The organism is Tautonia plasticadhaerens, assembly GCF_007752535.1.
In the GTDB taxonomy this organism is placed as follows: Bacteria; Planctomycetota; Planctomycetia; order Isosphaerales; family Isosphaeraceae; genus Tautonia; species Tautonia plasticadhaerens.
Genome location: NZ_CP036426.1, coordinates 1777526 through 1799782, shown reverse-complemented (window position 1 = coordinate 1799782; position 22257 = coordinate 1777526). Strand labels below are relative to the sequence as shown.

The following is a 22257-nucleotide window of genomic DNA, read 5'->3' as shown; positions in this document are numbered from 1 at the left end:
GGCCCGACCCTTGCTGCCGGCACACCGGCTCCACTAAGTTCAAGGTCCCGATTGCCTCCCCGGACCCCGGGCCAGCGATGCCCGGCTCGGTCCGGGTCGGCCCCGGGGAGGGGATGCGACCGATGCGATGGCAAGGCCGGCGGCAGAGCGACAACATCGAGGACCGCCGGGGCGCCCCGGCCCGAGGGCTCGCGATCGGCGGCGGCGCCGGCTCGGTCATCCTGGTCGTCGTCCTGATCCTGCTCGGGGTCGATCCCCGCGCCCTGCTCGATCAGGCACCCCCTCCCGGCGGCGGCGGTGGAGGCGGTGGTGGAGGCGGCGGCGGCAATGCGGGGGCGCCGGTCGACCCCGCCCAGGAGGAGCAGAAGGAGTTCGTCGCGGTCGTCCTGGCCGACACCGAGGACGTCTGGAACTCCCTCTTCTCGTCGGAAATCGGCCAACCCTACCGGGAGCCCACGCTCCAGCTCTTCACCGGCGGGACCCGCTCCGGCTGCGGCTTCGCTGACTCGGCCGTCGGGCCCTTCTACTGCCCGCTCGACCAGAAGGTCTACCTCGACCTCGGCTTCTTCCAGGAATTGAGCGACCGCTTCGGCGCCGAGGGGGACTTCGCCCGGGCCTACGTCGTCGCCCACGAGGTCGGCCACCACGTCCAGAACCTGCTCGGCATCTCCGACGAGATCAGCTCCCGGCAGCGCTCCGCCCGGTCCGAGGACGAGGCCAACCGCTGGTCCGTCCGCCTGGAACTCCAGGCCGACTTCCTCGCCGGGGTCTGGGCCCACCACGCCGAGCGTTCCAAGGACATTTTGGAGCCCGGCGACCTCGCCGAGGCCCTCCGGGCCGCCAACGCCATCGGCGACGACACCCTCCAGCGCCAGTCCCAGGGCTACGTCGTCCCCGACTCCTTCACCCACGGCTCCTCCGACCAGCGCGTCAAATGGTTCCGCCTCGGCTTCGAGACCGGTGACCTCGACCGCCTCGAAGACACCATGTCCACCCCGTACGACTCCCTGTAATCCCCTCCAAATTCCACCCTCCCGATCATCCCATCTGATCGGTTTGACCCGGGCCGCGAAGCTGCCCGAGACTCCCTGGTTTGTACGTTTTTCCCTGGAGCCCCTTGTAACTCGCGCCGACGGAACGGCCCCGAAGCCTTGGACCCGCTCCCGGGATCCGTCGGGACCCGCACGACCGGATCCGTAAACCGCCCACCTCTCCTGTTTCTCGCAGGTTGCGGCAGTTTGGTCCGGCCGTTGCGTTGGATCGGCTGAGCGCAGCACCAGGGATCACACCCCGAAGGATCGCAGGCAAGGGCCCGACCGACCGCCCTCGCCCCATCCGATTCGTCCTCCCCGATCCCGACGACCCCTCGCCCGCACCGACTCGGTTGGAAGTGCCACCCGAGCTGGCCCCGATCGTCGTGCGCGCCTCGGGGGTCGAGAACGAACCCATCGCGGAGAGAGCCAGACGCCATGATCAAGCCGACCAGGTCCATCACGGCCGCCCTGATCCTGACCCTCGCCCCCTCGTTCGCCCTGTCCCGGGACGCTACCGGGCCGGCCCGACCGCCCCGGGACGGCGCCCTCGACCACGCCGTCCTGCACGTCCCGTCTCCGGCGTCCCCCGATCCCGAGTCCGAGCCGGAGCCCGAACTCCCTCCCGCCGACCCCTACGGATTCGCCGCCATCCTCAATTCCTACCGGGCCTCGGCCGGGTTGCCGCCGGTGGCCTACGACCCGAACCTCTCGGCCTGGGCCTCGCAGAACAACGCCGCGCAGTGCTCCCAGGGGCTCGGCCACCACATCCTCTCGAACTTCTTCCAGAACTGCGGCTACAACCAGTCCACCGTCCTCGATATCGCCCGGAGCTGGATGACCTCCCCCGCCCACGCCCAGAACATGCTCACCCCCTCGGCCACCCGGTTCGGTATCGCCCACGGCCCCGGCCCCTACTGGACCATGAACCTCCGGTGATCCCGGCCCCGGCCGATCGCTTCGCCTCCGTTCGGTCCGGGTCCGGTACGGGGGCCCGGACCGCCGGGATTCGCCCGTGCCTCCCCACCCGAGCGACCGTCCCGAACCGATCCAATGTTGCCGATCGGACCTCTTCCCCTCCGGGCAATCCCTCCGCTCCCGACACATCCCCCCTCACGGGGCGATTCGTCAGTAACCCTGCATCTCCTCGCCGCCCGGCTCGTCGAGGCCCAGCAGCCGCACCCGGAGCGCGGTGCGTTCTTCCTCACAGATCGCCCCGGTGTCGGAGAGCTGTTGCACCAGTTGCAGGTCGGTGCGCAGGTCGCCGGGGCTCAGCGGCTCTTCCAGGATCTTGGCCTTCTTGGCCTGCCACTCCTCCTCGGTGATGACCCCCTCGTCTCGAAGCTGCGTCAGGGTGGCGAGCTCATGGGAGAGCGCCGCCATGCTTCCTTCCATCGAACCCATCATGCCCATCATCCCCCCCATGCCGCCCAGGAACGGCTCCGGGGCGGGCGTCTCCCATACGGTCGGCGTGGGGTGCGGCGTCGGCACGGAGACGACGGTCGCCGCACGGGCGACGTCCACGCGACCACCCCTGGCGACGGAGATCAGCAGGATCGCGGCCGGGACGATGAACAAGGCCACGATCATCAGGCCGAAGCGACGCTCCAGCTTGGCCACGCGCGCGTCGAGTTCCAGCTTATCCATGGTGTCGCCCTCGAAGTGACGGGAATCCGGGCTCCATCCGGGATTCGGGCGGCAAATCGGATTATTCGACGGATTCCCCGGATAGTCCCTCGGAGGCCGCGTGCCACCGGTCCTGCAATCTCGGTCCGGGCTGCTCCGGAGCAGTGCCAACGCCGGGAACCCCGTCGCGTCGCTCCCACGATCCGCCGATCCGACTCCGAACACATCCGCCTTCGGCTGATGCTGGGTGCGTCCGGCTCCGCCCGCGGCCTGACGACCCGGGGCACTGGCGGATCCGGCGGCACCCGACCCGGGCCCCCGCAATCCGCCAGGCCGCCCCGCCGCCGAGATCAGAGGTCGTCGATGGCGATCGTCACGTCGTCGTTGGAGGTCCCTTCCGAGGTCCGGACCACCACGGGGAGCTCGAAGCCGAGCTCCTGCGGAGCGACGACGGTGATCTCGGTGTCGCTCACCACGGTGAACGCGGCCGACTCGCCGTCGATCAGCACGTCCTCGACCAGCGACGGGTAGAACCCGGCCCCGGAGACCGTGAACGTCTTCCCGGAATCGACTTCGTCCGGATTCACGGCGGTCACCACCGGCTGCTGGAGCGAGAAGGTGTCGCCGAAGGGGAGGGGCGGATTCGAGTTCATCGAGACCGTGAGCGAGGAGTTGAACCCCTTGGGCAACGAGAAGTACGCGGCGTTCAGGTCCGCCTCGGAATAGAACTGCAAGGTCTGCTGGTCCGAGGTATACTCCGAGAACTTCACCTCCCAGATCCACTGGTTGAACAGCGTGACGGTCTCGGCGGTCTTGGGGAGCTCATTCACGTCGTAGTCCCACAGGGTATCGCCGAAGGTCACGCCGACGTTGTTGGTGATGTCGATCGGCGGGATCGTCGTCGTCTTCGAGTTGGTCACCGTCACGCTGCCGGAGACCGAGGCGTTGAGGCCCTGCATCTGGTTCCAGCCGGCGCTGCCGCCCACGGTATAGCTGACGCTGCTGGTGAGCGTCGTCGCCTCCATCGTCGTCGGCGGGCTCGTCTGGATCACCTTTGGATAGCCGACGATGCCGATGTTGTTGCTCAGGGCGGTGTTGTCCCATTGGGTCAGGATGCCGGGGTACCCGGAACGTCTCGCCAGCGGTTCGATGTGGTAGTCCACCTCCTGGAGCACGTAATACACGTCGAGGGAGTGCTCGAACGAGCGGACGGACCAGATGAGATTCGTCAGCTGCACTGCGTTGCCGTACGAGTCCTGCCCGGCGTAGTTCATCTGGTAGGAGTCGGCAATGCTGATCAGGTCCTGCTCCGGGGTTTCCCCGGGCGCCGGATCGGGCAGGACCGGCCTCCCCGAGAAGACCGTGCTCAGGAACCCGACGGCCTGCCGGTCCGCCCGGTGATGTCCCGCCGGGCCGGCCCCCTCGGCCTCGGCCCTCGGCAGCAGCGTGGCCGTCTCCTCGTGCGTCCGGCCGTCGCCCCGGTCGGATCGACGGAAGGTGATCAGTTCGGCCGACCCCACGCCCCCTCCCGGGCTCGAACCGCCCCGGTGCCCCAGCAGGCCCCGGAGCCGGTCGGCCTGCTCCGGGGCGGCGTCGGCCAGCGCCACCGTCTCCCCGGCCTCGTACGCCTCCCGCACGGCCGAGGCGACCAGGGGGTCGTCCAGGTCCTCCGCCGAGACGACGACCGGCCCCGATCCGACCCCGGGCCCGCCGATCGGCCGGATCGTGTAGGCCAGCGAGAGCACCCGGAGCGCCTCCCCCCCGACCGACTCCGAGACCCGGATCGTCCCCATGCTCCTGGGCACGACGACCCGGTTGCTCCCCGGCCCCCCGTCCAGCGCGTCCCTGCCGAGGGTCCCGACCAGCAGGTCGTCCCCCTCCCCCCCGAAGACGAGGTCGGGCCCCGACCCTCCCCTCAGCTGGTCGTTCCCCGCATCTCCCCGGATCACGGCCGAGAGGGCGACCCTCGGCCCCAGCACGACGAGGTCATTCCCGTCCCCGGCGTCCACCTCGATCCCCGAGACCGGGCCGAACTGGCCCATTGCCCTCCCGTCGACGAAGACCCGGACCGTCGACGCCTCCCCCCCCGGGCCGATCAGGATCCGATCCGCCCCGGGAGTCCCCTCGATCGTCAGGATGTCCCCCACGACGGCGACGTTCGAGAGCATCACCCTCGGCTCGATCGGCTCGAGGCAGGGGCGAGTCGGGCGGCGCGTCGGTCGTCGAGTCGGGCGCGTCATCGTCGAGTGTCTCCGGGTTCGTCGGGCTGCGGTGCAACTCCCCACCCGCCGGCCGGTTACGGAACCTGGGCGAGATGCCCCCGACCGGGCGGCCTCCCCGACTCTCGACCACGTTGCGACCAGTGTCAATAGCGTGGTGACATTGGGAAATGTCCCCGGCACGCGGCCAAGCCGACCCTCAGCCGGACCGGAGCCAGGCCCCGACTTCCCCGGGACACGCCTCGGCCCGGCAGCACTGCCGGGCTTCACTCGTAATCCATAGACGTGAGAATTTCTTGTTCGCGTGTGCCCCGCCGCCGCAACCTCAGGCGCGTTCACCGAACAGTTCGTCAAGCAGCAGTTCGGCACACTCGACCCCAGCCACCCCGCCGGCGGAGCCGGTGGCACCCTGACGCGTGTCGAACTCCATCCCGAAGCTCCCGTTCGGGTCACTCCTTCACGTGCTTGCCGAGGAAGTCCTTCATCAGCTTCGCGATCTCCTCGCCATCCGTCTCAAGGGCGAAGTGCCCGGCGTCGAGGAGATGGTACTCTAGCGTCTCCAGGTCGCGCTTGTACGGCTCCGCCCCTGCTGGCGGGAAGATCTGGTCGTTCTTCCCCCAGACGATCAGCATGGGCGGCTGGTGTTCGCGGAAATACGCCTGCCAGCTCGGATAAAGCGGCGGATTGCTGCCGTAGCTGAGGAACATGTCCAGTTGGATCTCGTCGTTGCCCTCACGGTCCAGGAGGAACTGGTCGTGGGCCGCGCCGTCGGGGCTCACCAGTTCGGGATTCCTCGCCCCGGTCATGTACTGCCAGATGGTCGCCTCGTAGGAGAGCAGCGAGCGGAGGGCGTCCCGCTTCTCCATGCTCGCGGGATCAGCCCAATAGGCCTTGATGGGCTTCCAGAAGTCGTTGTCCAGCCCCTCGTCATATGCGTTGCCGTTCTGGACGACGAGGGCAGTAATCCGCTCCGGGTGCCCCGCCGCCAGGCGATAGCCCACCGGCGCCCCGTAATCCTGGACGTACAGGGCGTAACGGGTCAGCCCGATCGACTCGGTAAACTCGTCGATCACCTTCGCCAGGTTGTCGAAGGTGTAGGCGAACTGATCGTGCGTCGGCATCGAGCTGTGGCCGTAGCCGGGATAGTCGGGGGCGACGACGTGATACTCGTTCGCCAGGTCCGGGATCAGCATGCGGAACATTTGGGAACTTGTCGGGAATCCGTGGAGCAGGAGGATCGTCGGCGCGTCCTCCGGCCCCGCCTCGCGGTAGAAGATGTCCAGGTCGCCGACCTTGACGGTCTTGTGGAGCACGGCCGGTTGCTGCGCGGCGGCCGGGACGCCGAAGGCCAGCGCCACGACGGCGAATACGAGCGGACGGATCAAGGGCGTGTCTCCTCCGAGGGGGTGTCTTCGAGGTGAACCGGCCTGGCGATCGTGATCGCTGCCTTCCAAACCGGGCAGATGCAAAGCAGATATTAACGGTATCCGGCATGGACGTCGCCTGTCCGGCCTATCGGCGGGGTGCCTGGGGTCGCCCTCGACCCCAGTCCGGTCGCCCAGGCTACGCCGGTCGACTGGGGTCGAGGGCGACCCCAGCCACCCCGCCGCAAAATCAATCGGCGATGTCTCCTCGAAGCGGCTCAGCCCCGCCGGCGTCGGGTCCAGCAGGCCAGCGCCAGGCTGCCGAGGCCGCTGGCCACGAGCATCATGCTGCCCGGCTCGGGGATCGCCGCCGGCAAGAAATCCACGCCGGTGAGGAAGGTGGTCGTGCCGATGTCCTGGGCGGTCCAGGTGGCGCCGCCGTCGGCCGTGTGCAGGATCGAGTTGCCAGGACCGGAATGATTCCCACCCACCGTCCAACCGGTGTTGGCGTCGATGAAATCTACGGTGGAGAGGAAGTCGGTCGTGTTGCTGACCTGGGGGCTCCAGTTGGCGCCGCCGTCGGTCGTGTGCAGGATCGTACCGAGGTCGCCCACCGCCCAACCGATCGGGCCGGCGGCAACGCGGGATTCCGGCCCCGCCAGCAGCCCGATCAAGGCGACCAACCCGAGCATCTCCAAGGAAGGACGATGCGGGACCTCGTGATCATCGGCATCGACGGGTCGATGACGGACTCTCCTGGGAATCGTACTCCGGACGCACCCACGATGGATTCCTCCGGGCCTATGGCCCATGCGGGTGTCTTGGAAACCCGATCCGGACATCCGAGGATTCATGCGATTGGTGGTTGAACCCCGTGAACTTCCCTGCAAACCTCCGGAAACCGCCCGAGGCCATCGGCTAGCAGTTCCTTCGCAGCGGCGTCGGCCCTCCCCGCGTGGACAAATTATGATTATGTGAATGATTGTCGGTTATTCCTCCTTCATTTCGGGCCTAACAACCAAGCTCAGCGGACCGGCCCGCCGAGGGAAAGCATGCTAATGTGAGAGAGCCGTCCGCGGCGGGCCGGGTCCGCTGCAGCGCACGGCGGGTGGCACTGGTGGCTTGCCCACCAGTGCCCGCATTTGCAAGAACACACTGGTGGGCAAGTCATCAGTGCCACCCGCCCGATCGGCTTCAAGACGATCGAAGGGCGGATCGGCGGCGACGACTCCGCATCGCCAGGCCGGCGACGATCGTGCCGCCCAAGGCCGCCAGCATCGCCGAGGAGGGCTCGGGCACGGCCGAGGCCGTCACCCGGAAGTTGTCGAAGTAGGCGACGAAGTCGCTCGGCGGGGCCTCCTCCCCGAAGGCCGAGAGCGCGGGATTGATGGTCATGTTGTCCGTCTCATCCATGAAGAACGGCGTCGAGAACGAGAACACGTCATCGAGGTAAAATGACCCGATCCCGGTCGCGAAATTATAGACGGCACGGATGTTGAAGTAGCCGTACTCCCCGGCCGGGGCGTCCGGCCCCCCCAGGACGAATGAGCCGTAGGAGTTCCCCTGACTGTCGTATGCCGAGACGCCGGCCTCGATGTCTTGCTCCACGTCGGCCAGGACGACGAGTAGGACATCGACCGAGATTTCGATGACCGGGGTGCCGTTGGCGACGAAGTCATAATTCAGCAGCGGATAGTAGCCGCCCGCGAAGTTCCCGATCGGATTCGGGTCCGTCAGCAGGGCGCCGTCGATGCGGACCGCCTGGCTGCCGGTCGCGGGGTTCTCGGTCGTGACCGTGGCGGCGTCAGGATTGAGCCCGAGCCGCGAGACGAACCCGCCCTGTCCAACGAGGTCCTGATCGGCGGCGAATCCCTCGGACGCCTCGAAGCCCGTCTCGTACAGCACGATCGGTTCGGCTCTCACGACAGGCGTCGCCAAGCCCAGGGCCAGCAGCACGCCGGACCAGCATCGAGACAACGTCGTCCTTCTCCGCTTCATGGGTGAGCCCTCCGAGATGGATGCGGAGCCGCCTAACCGTGCTTCGGTGCACGATTCATCGCATTTGCGACATACCGACATCCAAAGGTTCGTGGTACAACACGACTGCACCCTCGTCTAATCCCGGGCGTCGAATTCAATCTGGCCTCGATCGCCGGAGATTTCAAGGAGAATCCCGGGATCCGCCGTGCATACACGTGCGAAGGCTACGCACGAAGGATCCACCTCGAAGGCGACGGGTGGCCGGGGATGATCGGGGCCGATCGGGATTCTCGGCCCGTTCGGGAGAAAAAGTGACTGCCGGGGCCCGATCCCCTGATCTTAAGGGTGTACGGCCGACGCCGATCGCGCGGGACGACGCCGTCCCACCCCGGCCCGGCCGGGCCGATTCGCGGCCCGGGCACCCCTGGAGATCACCCCCATGACGACGCCGTCGCAGAAGCAGGTCGAGGCCAACCGCCGAAACGCCGTCCGGTCCACCGGACCCAGGACGGCCGAGGGCAAGCTCCGAAGCCGCCGCAACGGCCTGGTCCACGGCCTCGCCGCCCAGGTCGTCGTCCCCGAGGAGGACCGCGCCGCCTTCGAGGCCCAGCTCGCCCGCTGGGACCGCGAGATGGGCCCGGCCAACGTCGTCGAACGCCACCTCGCCCGCCGCGCCGCCGCCTGCTCGGTGAAGCTCGACCGCATCGAACGAGCACGGGAGCAGACCCGCCGCGAGGCCGCCTTGAAGGCCCTGGCCGGCTGGGAGAAGCGGCGGCAGGCCCGGGCCCGCCGCAAGGCCCAGGACCTCGTCAAGGACCCCAGCAACACGGTGCTCGACCTGGAGGGGACCGCCTTCGGCTGCGACTGGCTGATCCGCCGGTGGCAATCGCTGGACGCCCCGCTGCAACTGGGCCAGGGCTGGGACCAGCGGGCCGTGCTGAAGGCCCAGGCATTGCTCGGCTTCCCGGACTACTTGCCCGGCCCCGACGCGAACCGGGAGGTCCGCCGGCTCTGGATCCTGGCCGGGGCCGCCTCGCCCACGCAGGTGACGGCGCTGCCCCGGCTGGAGGCCGAGGGGTCGCTGCCCACCGACCCGTCCCACGCCCGGGCCACCCTCTCCCGGTTCGTGGCCGAGCAGGTGCGGCGGCTCGAAGGGCTGCGGGCCGAGTCGTGGGAGGAGGTGGAGGGGCCCGAGGGCCGGGCCGTCGCGCTGCAGGCCGCGGCGGCGGACCCATCGAACGAGGGCCAGTTGATGCACCGCTACGAGGTGGCGGCCGACCGTTCGGCCAATGCCGCCGTCCGGCTGTTCCTGAACCTGCGGGACCGCCGCCGGAAGGAACTGCTGGACCTGGCCAAGGAGGCCCGGCATAGCAGCATCCCCCGGGCCCCGGTGGGGGGCGGCTGGTGGTGCGAGGTCGATGCCGACCCCGCACCACCGGGATTCGAGCGCATCCGGGAGATCCCGACCGCGGTCCCGGACGTCGAGCCGGTCGGAGACGGCGTCGCTCCCGAAGAAGATGAGTCGAGCCCTCCGGAGCCGACCCCGACCCGCGCCGAACCGGCCGGCGGGAGCGAGTCGGGCCCCGGGGGACACGGGCCGAGCCTCCTCGTCCCCTCGACCGGTGCGCCGGTGCGGACCGAACCCATTTCGCGGGAGCCGAGGTCCGGCGAGGTTCGGCGAAATGGTATTCCTGGTAATGAGTTGCGCGGAGTGCGCGTGCGACGGAACCCGGGCGAGTTTGGGCGCACCGACCCGGCCCAATCCCCTCCCGGTCCGGGCCGGGACCGCCCGGGGACCGTCGGGGACGGCCGGAGTCCGGCGGGCGGGACGGTGCCGGGGCCGGGGCGATGACCCCGGGACGGCGGGAGGGAGGATCGGGGCGGCACGGGGCCGTCGGCCGGGGGCGCTTGAACGCCGAGGCCGCCGGATGCTAGACTCGCGGCCGACCAGGCCATCTCGGCCGGAGCGGAATGATTGCGCGCCGACCGGATCGGGGCCCGTCCCCGAGCCTCCCCCCACCGCAATCCCGACCGAACACGTCCCACCCTGCTCAAGGAGAACGCCTCCATGTCCGTCGCCGCCAGTTCGCCCACCACGCTCGGCGCCACCGTCCTGCTCGGCCGGGGCCTCACCCCCGGCAAGCTCCGCGGATTGCAGCGGATCAGCAATCCCAACGGCACGCTGACCATGGTCGCCTTCGACCAGAACAGCTCGATGATCGACCTGGCCAAGAAGGGCCTCAAGGCCAAGGGCGAGGACCGCGACCCGACCTTCGACGAGGTCGTCGAGGCCAAGCTCGACATGGTCCGCCACATGGCCCCCAAGGCCAGCGGCATCCTGATCGACGCCTACTACGGCGCCTGGCCGGCCATCGCCTCCTGTGCCGTGCCCCCCGAGAAGGGCTTGATCGTCCGGATCGAGAAGTCGGGCGGCCCGAAGAACAAGCGGGGCGGCCCACTCGGCTCGATCGAGCCGGGGCTGTCGGTCGAGAAGATCAAGCTGATGGGCGTCGACGTCGTCAAGCTGCTCGCCCCCTTCGAGCCGACCGAGCTGGACAGCGGCCAGCACCAGTTCGACTTCATCCAGAAGATCTACGAGGACTGCCGCAAGTTCGACATCCTCCTGCTGCTGGAGCCGGTCGCCTTCCCGCTCGACGGCGAGAAGAAGACCGACCCCAGCTTCCTGAACCGCAAGGCCGAGACGGTGATCGAGTCGGCCCGGCAGCTCTCGCGCTGGTGCGACGTGTACAAGGCCGAGTTCCCGGGCACGCTCGGGCACGAGTCGGAGGAGCAGCTCCGGGACAACCTGCTGGCCCTCTCCGAGTGCAGCCAGACGCCCTGGGTGCTGCTGTCGGCCGGCGTCGACTACGCCGACTACCTGGTGCAGGTCCGCATGGCGATGGAGTGCGGCGCCTCGGGCATCCTGGGCGGCCGGGCCTTCTGGAAGGAGTACTTCCAGGAAGACGGGGCCGAGGCCCGCTCGAAGTTCGCCGCCGAGACCGGCGCCAAGCGGGTCGAGGAGGCCGACGCGATCGTCAAGGAGAGCGGCTCCCCCTGGTTCGCCAAGTACGGCCTGACCCTGGAAGACTTCCAGGGCATCCGCGCCGCCGAGGGCTGGCACTTCCGCTACGCCCCACACGCCGAGTCGGCCGGCGGCGCCTCCGGCCACGTCGTCCGGGCCGGCGAGGTCTACTGAGCCGTCTCCCTGCCCCCTCTCCCCGCTCGCGGGGAGAGGGTTGGGGTGAGGGGACTCCGGGGATTCGCCACGCCGTGCCCGTCGTCCGATCCCCCTCACCCGGGCTACGCCCACCCTCTCCCCCGCAGACGGGGGAGAGGGGCGGAAATGCGGTGCCGGGCGACGCCGCCCGGGGTCGGGTCAGTTGCCGGTGAAGCCCTGACGCTCCATGTCGTTGCGGGCGGGGAGGCGGGCCTTGGGCCGCTCGAGTTCGGCCTCGGGGGTCTCGGGAGTCGGCTGGGTCTCGCCGATCCGGTATCCGGTCTTGGGCCGGAAGAAGATGCTCGGGCCCGGGTCGATCGACTCCATCTCGCCGGTCTTCGTATTGAAGATGACCGTCCGGGCCGAGGTCCGGCTCGTCGGCTGGCCGAAGGCCTCCTGGGTGGCGATGGTGACGGGGGTGGCCGGGGTCCCCTTGGCGAAGGCGAGGCCGGTGTTGGAGTCGAACGTGATCACGTCGGTGATCAGCGTCTTGTCGTCGGACCTCACCTGGGCCGTCCCGAACGCCTTCATGAAGCTCCGCTCCGGGATCCCCGTGACCGCGGGCATGTGCTCGACGTAGATGGAGTCGCCATCGAGCCGGACGGACTGGGGGGGCGGCCGGTCGAAGTCGAGCTCGTCCCGGAACTGGGCGACCGGCGCCCGGAGCGCCCGGGCGTCGCCCCGGAACTCGGCGACCCGATACCCCCCGCCGGCCGAGCCGAGCTGGCCCTCGAGCCCCTCGTTGAAGTCGACGCGGAGCTTGTGGAGCCTCGGGCTCGCCGCGGGCAACACGTTCTCATCCGCCACCCCCTGGCCGCCCTGGTACGAGGTCGGCAGGATCCGGATCCCCTCGGCCGGGCCGCCGCCCTTGCCGTCGCCGAGCGTGGCCACGGTGACCGTCCCGGCGCCGTCGGCCCAGAAGCGGTCGGCGGGGCGGTCGTAGGTGACCGAGTCGCCGAAGGCCTGCCGGAGTTCCTTGTAGGGGAAGGCGTCGGGGTTCTCGACGTTCGGTACCACGCTCCACAGCTCGACCTGGCCGTTGCAGATGACCGAGTCGATCTCGATCCGATCCTGCTGTTGCTGCTGCGGCGTCTGCCGGTCAGATCCCTCGCCGCCCTGTCCGGGGAGGTCGCGGTCGAAGGAGATGGGCCGATCGAAGATGGCCTCCATCTCCTGGCAGAGCGCCCCGGAGTCCCCGTGCCTCGACTTCACGTCACCCAGGAACAGGGCGCGGGCCGGCCCCGGAGCGCCGTCCGGCCGGGCGTACTGGCCGTGGAAGATCATGGCCTCGTCCCAGGTGACGATCATCGGCTCCCGGTTCTCGTCGGGGGACTGCTCCCGGTCGCCGGGTGCCCGGGCCAGCTGACCCATCGAGGCACGGTCGGTCAGGTTCCAAAGGCGCCCGGGTCCCTGGACGAAGGCGTAGTCGTGGGCCTGGTCGACCCCGAGCACCACCGTCCTCCCCTCGGGGGTCGCCTCGGGGAAGCCCTGGATGTAGACGTCGTCCGAGGCGACCGTGACCGGCCGCCGCTCGCCGTGGGCGTAGACCTTCAACCGGCCGGGTCCGACGTTCTGGAGGTCGACGCCGTGGTCGGCCTCGACGTGGAACCCCGCCTCCCGCTCCGGTGCGGGGTCCTGGTGGATGACCACGTCCCGGCGCAACCGGGCCTCCCGGACCTCGCCCTTGCCGCCGCCCGAGCCGGTCAGGTCGAGGCCCGGCCCGTCGCCGACCACCTCGATCCGGGCCCAGACCAGGTCGGCCTCGGCCGAGAACGGGCGGCTCGGCTCGCCCGGCTCGACCTCGGCCGCGACCGTCTCCCCTCCCGAGCCAGTGGTCGGGGGCGCGGCGGCCCCGGCGGGCGACGGAGTCGGTCCGGACTGCGAAGCGAGGACCGTCCGAGGGGCCGCCTGCCCGGGGGCGGAGGCCATCACGCCTGTCCCGGTCGAACCCGCTTCGGGGTCGTCGAGGTAGGTGAAGACGACGTCCAGCTTCTCCCGGGCATTCAACTCCCGGCGGCCTTTCGGCTTGCCGGATGCCGAGGCGCCGGCGACGGCCGGCCCATCGACCCCCTCGGGGGTGAGCATGTGGACGTCACCCAGGGCCGACACCCATTCGATCCGGTACGACCGACCACCCTCCTCCGCCGTCTCTTCGGCCCGGCCCGCCGGGTCTTCGGGACGCGGGGTCAGGCTGACGACCACCTTGTCCCGGGCGGCGAGGGTCAGTTGCTTCGGGTCGTTCAGGATCGGCCAGCCCTGCAGGGTGATGAAAGTCCGGGAGTCGTCCTCGCCCCCCCCCGCACTTGCCAGCGAGGTCTCGACGACCATCTCGTCCCGCCACCGGGCCGAGCGGTCGACCGGCGCCCCCTGGGCCGACCGCATCTCCAGCTGGCCGGGCCCCCGGGCGATGATGGTCGACCGGCCCTTGTGCTCCGGGTCGCCGTGGAGGGTGGCGTCGGCGGAGAGGATCGTCACCAGCCGGCCGTCCAGCTCCAGCCGCTCGAACTCGATCTGTTGGCCGGGGTTGGCCCGGAAGTACGAGACCTCCGGCGCCCCTTCCTTGGGCTTCCGATAGATCAGTTCGTTGCCCCGGCAGCGGACCCGCTCCGAGATCGACTCCAGCCAGACCACGTGGCCGTCGACCCGGGCCTCCAGCAGCCGGAGCCCGCCGCCGGACTCTCCGGGGGGGGCGTCGGGCTCGGCGAGGGGGGCGGGGTCGGCCACCTCCCCGCTCTCGGTCACTGGCTCGGGGGGGAGATCTCTCGGGACGAGGAGGGCATACAGGTGGTCCCCGGTGATCCGGTCGGGCTGCTCGGTTCCCCGCTCGATGACCACGTTGCGGGAGAACTCGGCGATCGTCGGCTGCCCCGGCGCGGGCGGGCCGACGCGGGCCGGCAGCCTGGGCTTGGGCATCTGCATCCGGAAGGGGCCGTCGCAGGTGATCCGGCCGGGGGTCATCGCCACGGCCGGGGCGTCGCCGTCGGTCGAGGCGTCCTGCTGCTGCTCGGGCAGGGCATTGCCGGGCAGGAATCCGGAGCGTCCCACGTCGTCGGCCGTGATGACCACGTCCTCGTTGAGCGTCACCACCTCGGCGCCGGGGAACCCGCCGCCGGTCTCCGGCGGCCGGAGGGCGATCACCAGCCCCCGGCCCGAGACCTTGTAGCCGCCCTCGACGAGCTGGACTTGCTCGTCGCAGCGGATCTGCATCTGTTTCTCGAAGTACTCGGCATAGGGCATGGTGACGATCAGGTCGTCGGCCGGGTCTGGCGTGGCCTTGTCGTCGAGGATCATGACGTGCTCGTCGATCCCCTCGATCTTGGCGTGGACCACGCTCGGCTTCGGCCCGGCGCCGAGCAGGTTGAACGGCTGGTCGAAGTCGATGATCGCCCGGTCTCCGGACATCACCTTCACGCTGCCGTCCTTGTTCGAGCCCCAGATCACGGCGAAGGGGGCCAGGACGATCCGCTTGCGGTCGTGGTCGTCGGGGAACTCGAACGCGCTCCAGTACATCCAGTAGCCGCGTTCGACGTTGTAATAGCGGGTGACGTCGCTGACCGACCCGCTGGTCCAGTGGTGCTCCCCGAAGACCCGGAGCGCCAGTTCGGACGCCTGCTGGGCGCCGACCGAGACCGACGGCCTCAGGTCGTACCCGGGCGCCCGGGCAGGCTCGGCCGACCGGTACAGGGCGGCGAAACGGGCGTAGGAATGCTCATAGCCGAAGTACCCGGCGAGGAGCAAGGCGAACGTGACCAAGGTTCGGACGGTTCGGATCATGTCCTCGTTCCGCATCCGGTCTTCGCTTCGCCTCGGCCCCCGGCCCCGTCGGCTCGGGAGTTGATCGGCTGGGCTTCCCGATCCCGCCCTTGCAATCCGCGTGGCAATCAACCCGGAGATCGGGGGATTTCGCCCGCCGGGGCCAGGCGGCTTGCCCCCGGGGCGAGGCCACGACAGAGAGCCGCTGCTGATCCATCGCCGCTCGCCAGGTTCCTGGCGAAGGGGGTGGGATCGTCGGCCGCGCTCCTCCTCCCGGTCAACCCGACGGCCCGGGATCGTCCCGGGCCGGTTCCCCTTCCGGTTCGAGATACGACCGGACGAGGTCGTCCCAACGCCCTTGGGCGCGGAGGATCGCCTCGACCACCCCCCGGACGGCCCCCCTGCCGCCCGGTCGGTTGCTCACGAGATGGCAGCGGGACCGGACCTCCGGCACCGCGTCGGCCGGGCAGGCGGCCAGCCCGGCGACCCTCAGGGCGGGCAGGTCCGGCAGGTCATCCCCCATCATGCAGGCCTGATGCGGCCCCAGCCCCAGCCGGGCCAGCAACTCGACCAGCCGGGCCCCCTTGTCCTTCGCCCCCTGGATCACCGGCGAGAGCCCCAGCTCTGCCGCCCTCCGCTCGACGGCCGGGGCCCATCGACCCGAGAGGATCGACCCCCGATGCCCGGCCATCCGCCAGAGGGCCAGCGCGGATCCGTCCCGGACGAAGAACCGCTTCGTCTCGATCCCGTGGTCGTCCAGGGCGATGATCCCGTCGGTCATCACCCCGTCCACGTCGAGCACCAGCAGCGCGATCGGCCGGCAGCGGGCGGCCAGTTCCTCGGGGACTTCGATCGGTTGGGGCATGCGGCGGCCTCACGATTCGAGGTCGTCGGCCCCGAGGCCGATCAGGTCGGTGATGTCCACCAGGCCGACGAGCCGACGATGGTCGTCGACGACCGGCAATTCGCTCAGCTTTCGGGAGCGGAGCACATCCACCGCCTCGGCGATCGACGCCCCGGCGTGAACGACGACCGGGCCGGTCGTCATCGCTTCGCCGATCGGGCGGTCGAGCATCGCCTCCCGGCGCCGCTCGAACAGCCGGGCGAGGTCGCTGTCGGTGAAGATGCCGGCGAGCGTCCCGCCCTCGCCGACGACGAGGACCGCCCCGCTCCTCCGCCGGGCGCCGCCGAGGCGGACGAAGACGGCCCGGACCGATTCGGCGGGGTCGGCGGTCCGGACGTGGTCGCCGGTCCGCATCACCTCCTCGACCCGAGTCAACGTCCGGCCAAGGCTGCCGCCGGGGTGGTAGCGGAGGAAGTCTTCGGGGCGGAAGCCCCGCATCCGGCTGACGAGCAGTGCCAGCGCGTCGCCGACGGCCATCATCGCCGTGGTGCTCGCCGAGGGGGCGAGTCCCAGCGGGCAGGCCTCGGCGATCGGGCCCAGCGCGATGCAGAGGTCGGCCTGACGGCCGAGGGTGCTGGTCGGGCTCCCGGTCAGGGCGATCAGCCCGGCCCCCAGGCGCCGGACGGCCGGGCCCAGCCGGGTGACCTCCTCCGTCTCGCCACTCTGGGAGAGGGCGAGCACGAGGTCCCCGGCCCGGATGCGGCCGAGGTCGCCGTGGAAGGCGTCGGCCGGGTGGAGCGGGAAGGCGTGCGTCCCGGTCGACGCCAGGGTCGCGGCCACCTTCTGGCCGACCAGGCCCGCCTTGCCCATGCCGGTGACGACCACGCTCCCCGGGCAGCGATGAATGAGGCCGGCGGCCTCGGCGATCGAGCCGTCGAGCCGGCCGCAAACCCGGAGGATCGCCTCGGCCTCGACGCGGAGCACTCCCCGGGCGAAGTCCAGCGCCTCGGACGGCGAGGCGGCCGGGGTCGCGGCGATGACGGTGGCCATCCGGTGCCTCCTTGCACGCCGATGGGCCGGGGAAGGGATTGGTGCCCGATCCACCGGGCCGGGCCGGGCCGGATCGGGCCGCCAGCGGCCCGCCGGGCCGGGATCGGCACCATAGCCCATCGGATTGTCCCCGTCAACGCGAGACGATCGGCCCCGGACGCACGCTTCCTCGACGGTTCATCGGCCCGACGGCCGCACCGACTTGCGTCGCCGACCCGGGCGTCGGGAACGTCCGGGACGGGCAGGACCGATCGTGTCGCGCGATCCGGATCCCCGGCGTCATCGAGGCCCCCGGATCCTCCAGGCGGGATCCTCGGGGACGAGCATGCTCCGGGAGATCGCCGACCAGCCCCCGCTCCCGTCCTCGGATTCGAGGAACGTCCTGAGGATCCGACCGTCGGACTGCGGCTCGAAGGAGACCCTCAGGTCGGTCGTCCTCCCGCTAGAGACCACCCGCTCGCCGTCGAGCCGGATCGTGCCGTCGTCGAACGAGCCTCGGAGGCGGTGGACCTCCCCCTGGGCATCGACCCGGATCAGCTCGTATTTCCCCGATTCTGGGTCGAGGTAGGCCATCCCCCGTCCCATGCCGCCCTCGAAGGTGCTCCATTGCTCCAGGTAGACGTGGGAGTCCTCGATGCGCTGCACGGTCGAGAAGCCGGCGATCTGGCCGCTCTCCGGGTCCCGCAGCGCCCAGTGGCCGATCAGGACGTCCAGCGGGGCCCGGCCGGGGGGGGGAGGGGCCATGCGGTTGAGCAGGGTCCGGAAGCGGGGGTCGTCGCGGATCAGGGCGAGGTCCTCCTCGTGCTCGGCCCGGCCCCGGTCCCGGTAACCCACCTCGACCGCATCCTCGATCGCTTCGATGGCGGCATCCACCCGACCGAGTCGGGAGAGGGCGCAGCCGAGCTTGAAGAGCGAAGCGACCCGATTCTCCGGGAAACCCGAGGCGCGTTCGTGCAACGGCAGGGCGGCCTCGTAGTCGCCCAGCTCGTGGGTCGCGTAGGCCAGTCGGACCCAGGCGAGGCCGTCGTCGGGCTGCCGGCGGACGACCTGGCGGTAGGTCCCGGCCGCCTCCTCGTAATCCCCCCTGAGGAAGTGGCGTTCCGCCCGTACTTCGAGGTCGTCCGTCTCTTCGAGGGGTCCCCCCGGGTCGGGGGATTCGGCCGCAGGTCCGGCCGGCTCGGCGGCCGTCCGGGAGAGGATCATCAGGCATGCGCCCAATCCGCACAGCACCAGGATCGAGACGACGAGGTTCCGCACGATGCCCCTCCCTCCGCATCCCACGCCCGACCCGATCACCCCCGATGCGCCGGGACGACCGATCATCCGCCCCGGAGACCGGACAGGTAGGCGAGCAGGTCCCGGAGATCCTCCTCGCCGAGGGCGCCGACGAGCCCGACGGGCATGATCGACGTGGAGACGGGCCGGATCTCCTCGACCTCCGCACGGTCAAGCTCCACCGCCTTGGCGTCGGCGTCGAGCACGCGGATCCGATCCCCCCCGTCGGCCCGGACCACGCCGGAGAAGACCCGGCCGTCGGCCATCGCCACCGTGTAGGGCAGGTAGGCCGGCTCGATGGCGGCGCTGGGGGCCTCGATGGCGTGGTACAGGGCCGCCCGGTCCTGCCGGTCGCCGATCCCGGTCAGGTCCGGCCCGACCTCGCCGCCCCGGTCGCCGACCCGGTGACAGGCCGAGCACTTCCCCTTCTCGGCGAAGAAGACCGCCTCGCCCCGGGTCGCGTCCCCCCCTTCGAGCGCATCGGGCAGCGGGGGCACGGCGGCCGACCCGGCCGGCGGGGCGGGCGCCCAGGGGAGGATCTGGTCCGACCGGGTGATCGGCCGGGCCGGCTCCCCTTCGGCCGGCGTGAACGAGACCCGGAGCGAGGGGAATCCACGGTCGGACTCGGCACCGGGCCCGGGACCGGTCGGTATGGTCAGGAACAGCTCGGAGGGCTCGCCGAACGAGTCGACGACCCCCTCGGCCTCGTGCCCCGGGCCGACGTCCAGCGGGAGGAACGCGACCTCGGCCTCGAACGATCGGTCGGCCTCGACCGCCAGGGGGATTTGCCCCTCGGGCAGCGCGACCAGGGTCCGGAGGGTCAGGGTGCCCGGCGTCCCGAGGAGGTCGAAGGCCCGGTCGTGCTCGGCGGAGCCCCGGGTCAGGTCCCGGGACCGGTCCAGATCCAGGTCCGGCAACCAGCCGGCCCAGCCCGGCTCGGCCCCTCCCTCGGCGGTCCAGGTGGCCTCGACGCCCGAGAGGTCGTACCGCAGCGGGCCGAGCCCGCCCGGCAGCTCGGAGGCGTAGGACGCCTCGGCCGGGTGGGGATCCGTCAGCAGCACGAGCGTCCGGCCCTCGTCCTCGAGTCGGGCCCCGGCGATGCGGAGGGTTCCGATCGGGGGGTCGGCGCCCGTCCCGCCCGGGGGGCGGAAGTCGATCGGCCGCCCGACGGCGTCATCCGCCTCGTCGGAACCGATCGGTCCCGCCAGGGCGACCCGGACTTCCATCGGCCCGGAAGGCCAGGCGAGCGGAATGGAGTCGTCGGCCCGAGGGCCGACGGTCATCGCGAGCACCAGCGAGGCGGTCAGCGGCATCGGGCGAGGTCTCGGTCGGTGATCGGGGCCGGGGCGGTCTCGGTGCGGCGGGGACTTCCCTATGATAGTGCGGGTCGAACTCGCTCCACAATCGGCCCCCGCCGACCCCCGACTGACCGAGGCCCGAGCGCCCCGAGGTGCCCAGATGTCCGAGCCCCGGACCGAGCCGTTCGACATCGACGAGGCCTTCCGGCGGCTGCGCGTCGCCGTCGCCCCGTACCCGAAGGCGGCGATGTTCGACCTGAGGGACCGGGGCTACGACTCGCCGTTCGAGCAGCTTGTCGGCGCCCTGATCTCGGCCCGGACCCGGGACGAGACGACCCTGGCCGCCTGCCTCCGCCTGTTCGAGGAGGCCCGCACGCCCGAGCGACTCGCCGCGATGGACGAGGGGAGGCTGGTCGGGCTGCTCCGGGGGGTCGGATTCCCCGCCGCCAAGGCCCGGGACCTGAAGGAGATCGCCCGCAGGGTCGTCGACGAGCACGGGGGGGAGGTGCCCGACTCGATCGAGGGGATGACCGCGTTCCGGGGGGTCGGGCCGAAGATCGCCGCGCTGACGCTGGCGGTCGGCTTCGGGGTGCCGGCGATCGCGGTGGACGTGCACGTCCACCGGATCGTCAATCGATGGGGCTATGTCCGCGCGTCGACGCCGGAGAAGACCGCCGCGGCGCTGGCGGCCGTCCTGCCCCGGCGCTACTGGATCGAGATCAACGAGCGCCTCGTCCCCTTCGGCAAGTTCACCTGCACCGCCGGGAGGCCGAGGTGCTCGACGTGTCCCCTGCGGCCGATGTGCGAACGGGTCGGGGTCGAGGCGTCCCGCTGATCGGCCGCCGGGTCAACCCCGGTGGACCCGGACGCCGGCCTCCTCCAACTTCGCGAGCTGGTCGTCGGGGACCTCGATCCCGCCGAGGTAGAGTTCCAGGTACGGGGCGAATCGCTTGGGCCCTTCGGCATCCTCGGACGCCCAGGAGACCAGCGGGCCGAGGTCGGTGACGGGGTTGTCGCCGAGGAAGAGCATCCGGAGGTCGGTTTGGGACCCGAGGGGGGAGACATCCTCGATGGCGTTGCCGCTCAGGTCGAGGGTGGAGAGCCGGGTGACCGTCCCCAGCGGGGAGAGGTCGACGATCGCGTTGCCGCCGAGGTAGAGCGAGGAGAGCCGGGTGAGCTTCGCCAGCGCCCCGATTTGCTCGATCTCATTGCCCGAGAGGTAGAGCGACCGCAGGTTGACCAGCCCGGCGAGCGGCTCGATCGAGGAGACGGCGTTGTCGCTCAGCTCCAGGTACTGGAGCTTCTCCAGCCCGGCGAGCGGCCCGAGATCCTCCACCTCGTTGCCCGAGAGATCCAGCGACTGGAGGTTCTCCAGGTCCTTGAGCGGACCGACGTCGGAGACGTCGTTCCCCTTCAGGTCGATCAGGGCGAGGTTGGGGCAGCGCTCGAGGCCACCGAGGTCGGCGATCCCGGCGGAGGGGGCTTCGAGGATGTAGAGGTCTCGGAGGGCGTCGTCGTCCAGGGCAGCGTCGGGTCCTCGCTTGAGGGCCTCCCGGACGGCGGTCTCGAGCTTGGCGTCGGGGAACGGCCCCTCGGCGGCCGCCGCACGGGGGGCGGCCAGGGCCAGCGACAGGGCGGCCGCCAGCGGCGCGAGGGCGATCGCGGCGTGTCGGCTCATGGCGGGGATCCTCCGGTGGTCCATCGGTCGTGTTGATCTCCGAATTGGCTGCGCCGGGGTGGCCGGCCATCGGGCCCGGATGGCCCCAATCCCCCCGGATATCACTAACCTGCCGCCGATCGCCGCGGCGATCAAGGGGCCGACGGCCGATCGGCCCCGGCCGCTTGACACGACGGCGGCCGGTCGCGATAGTCCGGCGACGGGGCCTCGCCCGGCCGGGCCGGGCTGCCATCCCCGGAGCCGGCGGGTGATCGGATCGAGTCCGCCCGGGGCGAGGGCGCGGGCGGAGATCCCCGAAGGGCCGGATTGGCGCCCTCCCCCGGGCCGCGAACCCGGAGGTGTCTTCCCGGAGGTCCCGACCGTCCGGCCGGGTCGACCGCCCGCGATCACGTCGATGGCCCTACCCTCGATCGGGGGGACGGTCCCGATGCCCCGGCACGCCCCCCCCACCCCCGGAGACCCTCCCCATGACCAAACCCGCCCCCGAGCCGATCGACCCGGCTCGCCTGCCCGAGCTGGCCCGGGCGGTGATGATCGCAGCGAGATTCCCGATGCTCGCCTCGATCGACGGCGATCAGCCCCGGGTCCGGCCGGTCTCCCCGGTCCGGACCGACGGGTTCACCGTCTACGTCGCCAACCTGAAGGGGTATCACAAGACGGCGGAGCTGGCCGCGAACCCCCGGGTCGAGCTCTGCTACCTGGACGCTGCGCACGACCAGGTCCGCATCACCGGGACGGCCGAGGTCCTCGACGACCGGGAGACGCTCCAGGAGATCTGGGACGCCAACCCCCTGCTCCGGAACTACCTGGGCTCGATCGACAACCCCGACCTGATCGTCTACCGCATCGCCCCGAGTCGGGCGAGGTTCATGCGGGAGTGGGCCCTGGAATATCATGAGGTCCCGATCGGCGGGGACTGACC

Annotated in this window: 17 protein-coding genes; 6 read left to right on the top strand and 11 right to left on the bottom strand. The window is 70.7% G+C overall.

The window, feature by feature from the left end:
* Nucleotides 1-122 precede the first annotated feature (122 nt).
* The gene (gene ypfJ / locus ElP_RS06985; RefSeq protein ID WP_145267930.1) at nucleotides 123-1013 is read left to right on the top strand and encodes a KPN_02809 family neutral zinc metallopeptidase; all 891 of its coding nucleotides are present in this window, start codon (nucleotides 123-125) and stop codon (nucleotides 1011-1013) included.
* Nucleotides 1014-1469: 456 nt separating this feature from the next.
* Complete coding sequence (locus tag ElP_RS06980; RefSeq protein ID WP_145267929.1) at nucleotides 1470-1970, top strand: CAP domain-containing protein; 501 nt, start codon at nucleotides 1470-1472, stop codon at nucleotides 1968-1970.
* Between the two features lie 189 nt (nucleotides 1971-2159).
* On the opposite strand, the gene ElP_RS06975 is transcribed toward ElP_RS06980, so the two are convergent.
* The 5 genes from ElP_RS06975 to ElP_RS06955 all read right to left on the bottom strand — a co-directional run bounded on the left by ElP_RS06975 (nucleotide 2160) and on the right by ElP_RS06955 (nucleotide 8238).
* Nucleotides 2160-2678 carry an SHOCT domain-containing protein gene (locus tag ElP_RS06975; RefSeq protein WP_145267928.1) on the bottom strand — a complete coding sequence of 173 codons (519 nt, stop codon included), beginning with the start codon at nucleotides 2676-2678 and terminating at the stop codon, nucleotides 2160-2162.
* 329 nt (nucleotides 2679-3007) lie between these two features.
* On the bottom strand, nucleotides 3008-4825 hold the full coding sequence (locus ElP_RS06970; protein ID WP_145267927.1) for an IPT/TIG domain-containing protein: 1818 nt from the start codon (nucleotides 4823-4825) through the stop codon (nucleotides 3008-3010).
* Nucleotides 4826-5325: 500 nt separating this feature from the next.
* On the bottom strand, nucleotides 5326-6261 hold the full coding sequence (locus ElP_RS06965) for an alpha/beta fold hydrolase (RefSeq protein ID WP_145267926.1): 936 nt from the start codon (nucleotides 6259-6261) through the stop codon (nucleotides 5326-5328).
* 257 nt (nucleotides 6262-6518) lie between these two features.
* A complete protein-coding gene (locus tag ElP_RS06960) occupies nucleotides 6519-6923 on the bottom strand; it encodes a WD40/YVTN/BNR-like repeat-containing protein (protein ID WP_197446782.1) in 405 nt (134 codons plus the stop codon).
* Nucleotides 6924-7434: 511 nt separating this feature from the next.
* On the bottom strand, nucleotides 7435-8238 hold the full coding sequence (locus tag ElP_RS06955; protein WP_145267924.1) for a PEP-CTERM sorting domain-containing protein: 804 nt from the start codon (nucleotides 8236-8238) through the stop codon (nucleotides 7435-7437).
* A 421-nt stretch (nucleotides 8239-8659) separates the two neighbouring features.
* On the opposite strand from ElP_RS06955, the gene ElP_RS06950 reads away from it, so the two are divergent.
* Both ElP_RS06950 and ElP_RS06945 read left to right on the top strand, forming a co-directional pair.
* Nucleotides 8660-10072: a hypothetical protein gene (locus ElP_RS06950; RefSeq protein ID WP_145267923.1), complete on the top strand. Its 1413-nt coding sequence runs from the start codon at nucleotides 8660-8662 to the stop codon at nucleotides 10070-10072.
* A gap of 216 nt (nucleotides 10073-10288) precedes the next feature.
* Nucleotides 10289-11416 (top strand): tagatose 1,6-diphosphate aldolase, encoded by a 1128-nt coding sequence (locus ElP_RS06945; RefSeq protein WP_145267922.1) that lies wholly within the window; start codon nucleotides 10289-10291, stop codon nucleotides 11414-11416.
* A 180-nt stretch (nucleotides 11417-11596) separates the two neighbouring features.
* Here ElP_RS06945 and ElP_RS06940 read toward each other — a convergent pair whose 3' ends face one another.
* From ElP_RS06940 to ElP_RS06920, 5 genes are all read right to left on the bottom strand, one after another.
* A complete protein-coding gene (locus ElP_RS06940) occupies nucleotides 11597-15211 on the bottom strand; it encodes a hypothetical protein (protein ID WP_145267921.1) in 3615 nt (1204 codons plus the stop codon).
* Between the two features lie 256 nt (nucleotides 15212-15467).
* The gene (locus tag ElP_RS06935) at nucleotides 15468-16055 is read right to left on the bottom strand and encodes a KdsC family phosphatase (RefSeq protein WP_231749529.1); all 588 of its coding nucleotides are present in this window, start codon (nucleotides 16053-16055) and stop codon (nucleotides 15468-15470) included.
* A gap of 9 nt (nucleotides 16056-16064) precedes the next feature.
* Entirely contained in the window at nucleotides 16065-17084 is a 1020-nt protein-coding gene (locus ElP_RS06930) for a KpsF/GutQ family sugar-phosphate isomerase (RefSeq protein WP_145267920.1), read from the bottom strand.
* Nucleotides 17085-17363: 279 nt separating this feature from the next.
* Entirely contained in the window at nucleotides 17364-18341 is a 978-nt protein-coding gene (locus ElP_RS06925) for a tetratricopeptide repeat protein (protein ID WP_197446781.1), read from the bottom strand.
* A 62-nt stretch (nucleotides 18342-18403) separates the two neighbouring features.
* Entirely contained in the window at nucleotides 18404-19672 is a 1269-nt protein-coding gene (locus tag ElP_RS06920; protein WP_197446780.1) for a c-type cytochrome, read from the bottom strand.
* A gap of 145 nt (nucleotides 19673-19817) precedes the next feature.
* Here ElP_RS06920 and ElP_RS06915 point away from each other — a divergent pair, with 145 nt between their 5' ends.
* Nucleotides 19818-20492: an endonuclease III domain-containing protein gene (locus ElP_RS06915; RefSeq protein WP_145267917.1), complete on the top strand. Its 675-nt coding sequence runs from the start codon at nucleotides 19818-19820 to the stop codon at nucleotides 20490-20492.
* A gap of 12 nt (nucleotides 20493-20504) precedes the next feature.
* On the opposite strand, the gene ElP_RS06910 is transcribed toward ElP_RS06915, so the two are convergent.
* Nucleotides 20505-21335: a leucine-rich repeat domain-containing protein gene (locus ElP_RS06910; RefSeq protein WP_197446779.1), complete on the bottom strand. Its 831-nt coding sequence runs from the start codon at nucleotides 21333-21335 to the stop codon at nucleotides 20505-20507.
* A gap of 467 nt (nucleotides 21336-21802) precedes the next feature.
* On the opposite strand from ElP_RS06910, the gene ElP_RS06905 reads away from it, so the two are divergent.
* Nucleotides 21803-22255: a pyridoxamine 5'-phosphate oxidase family protein gene (locus ElP_RS06905; RefSeq protein WP_145267915.1), complete on the top strand. Its 453-nt coding sequence runs from the start codon at nucleotides 21803-21805 to the stop codon at nucleotides 22253-22255.
* The last annotated feature ends 2 nt before the right edge of the window (nucleotides 22256-22257 follow it).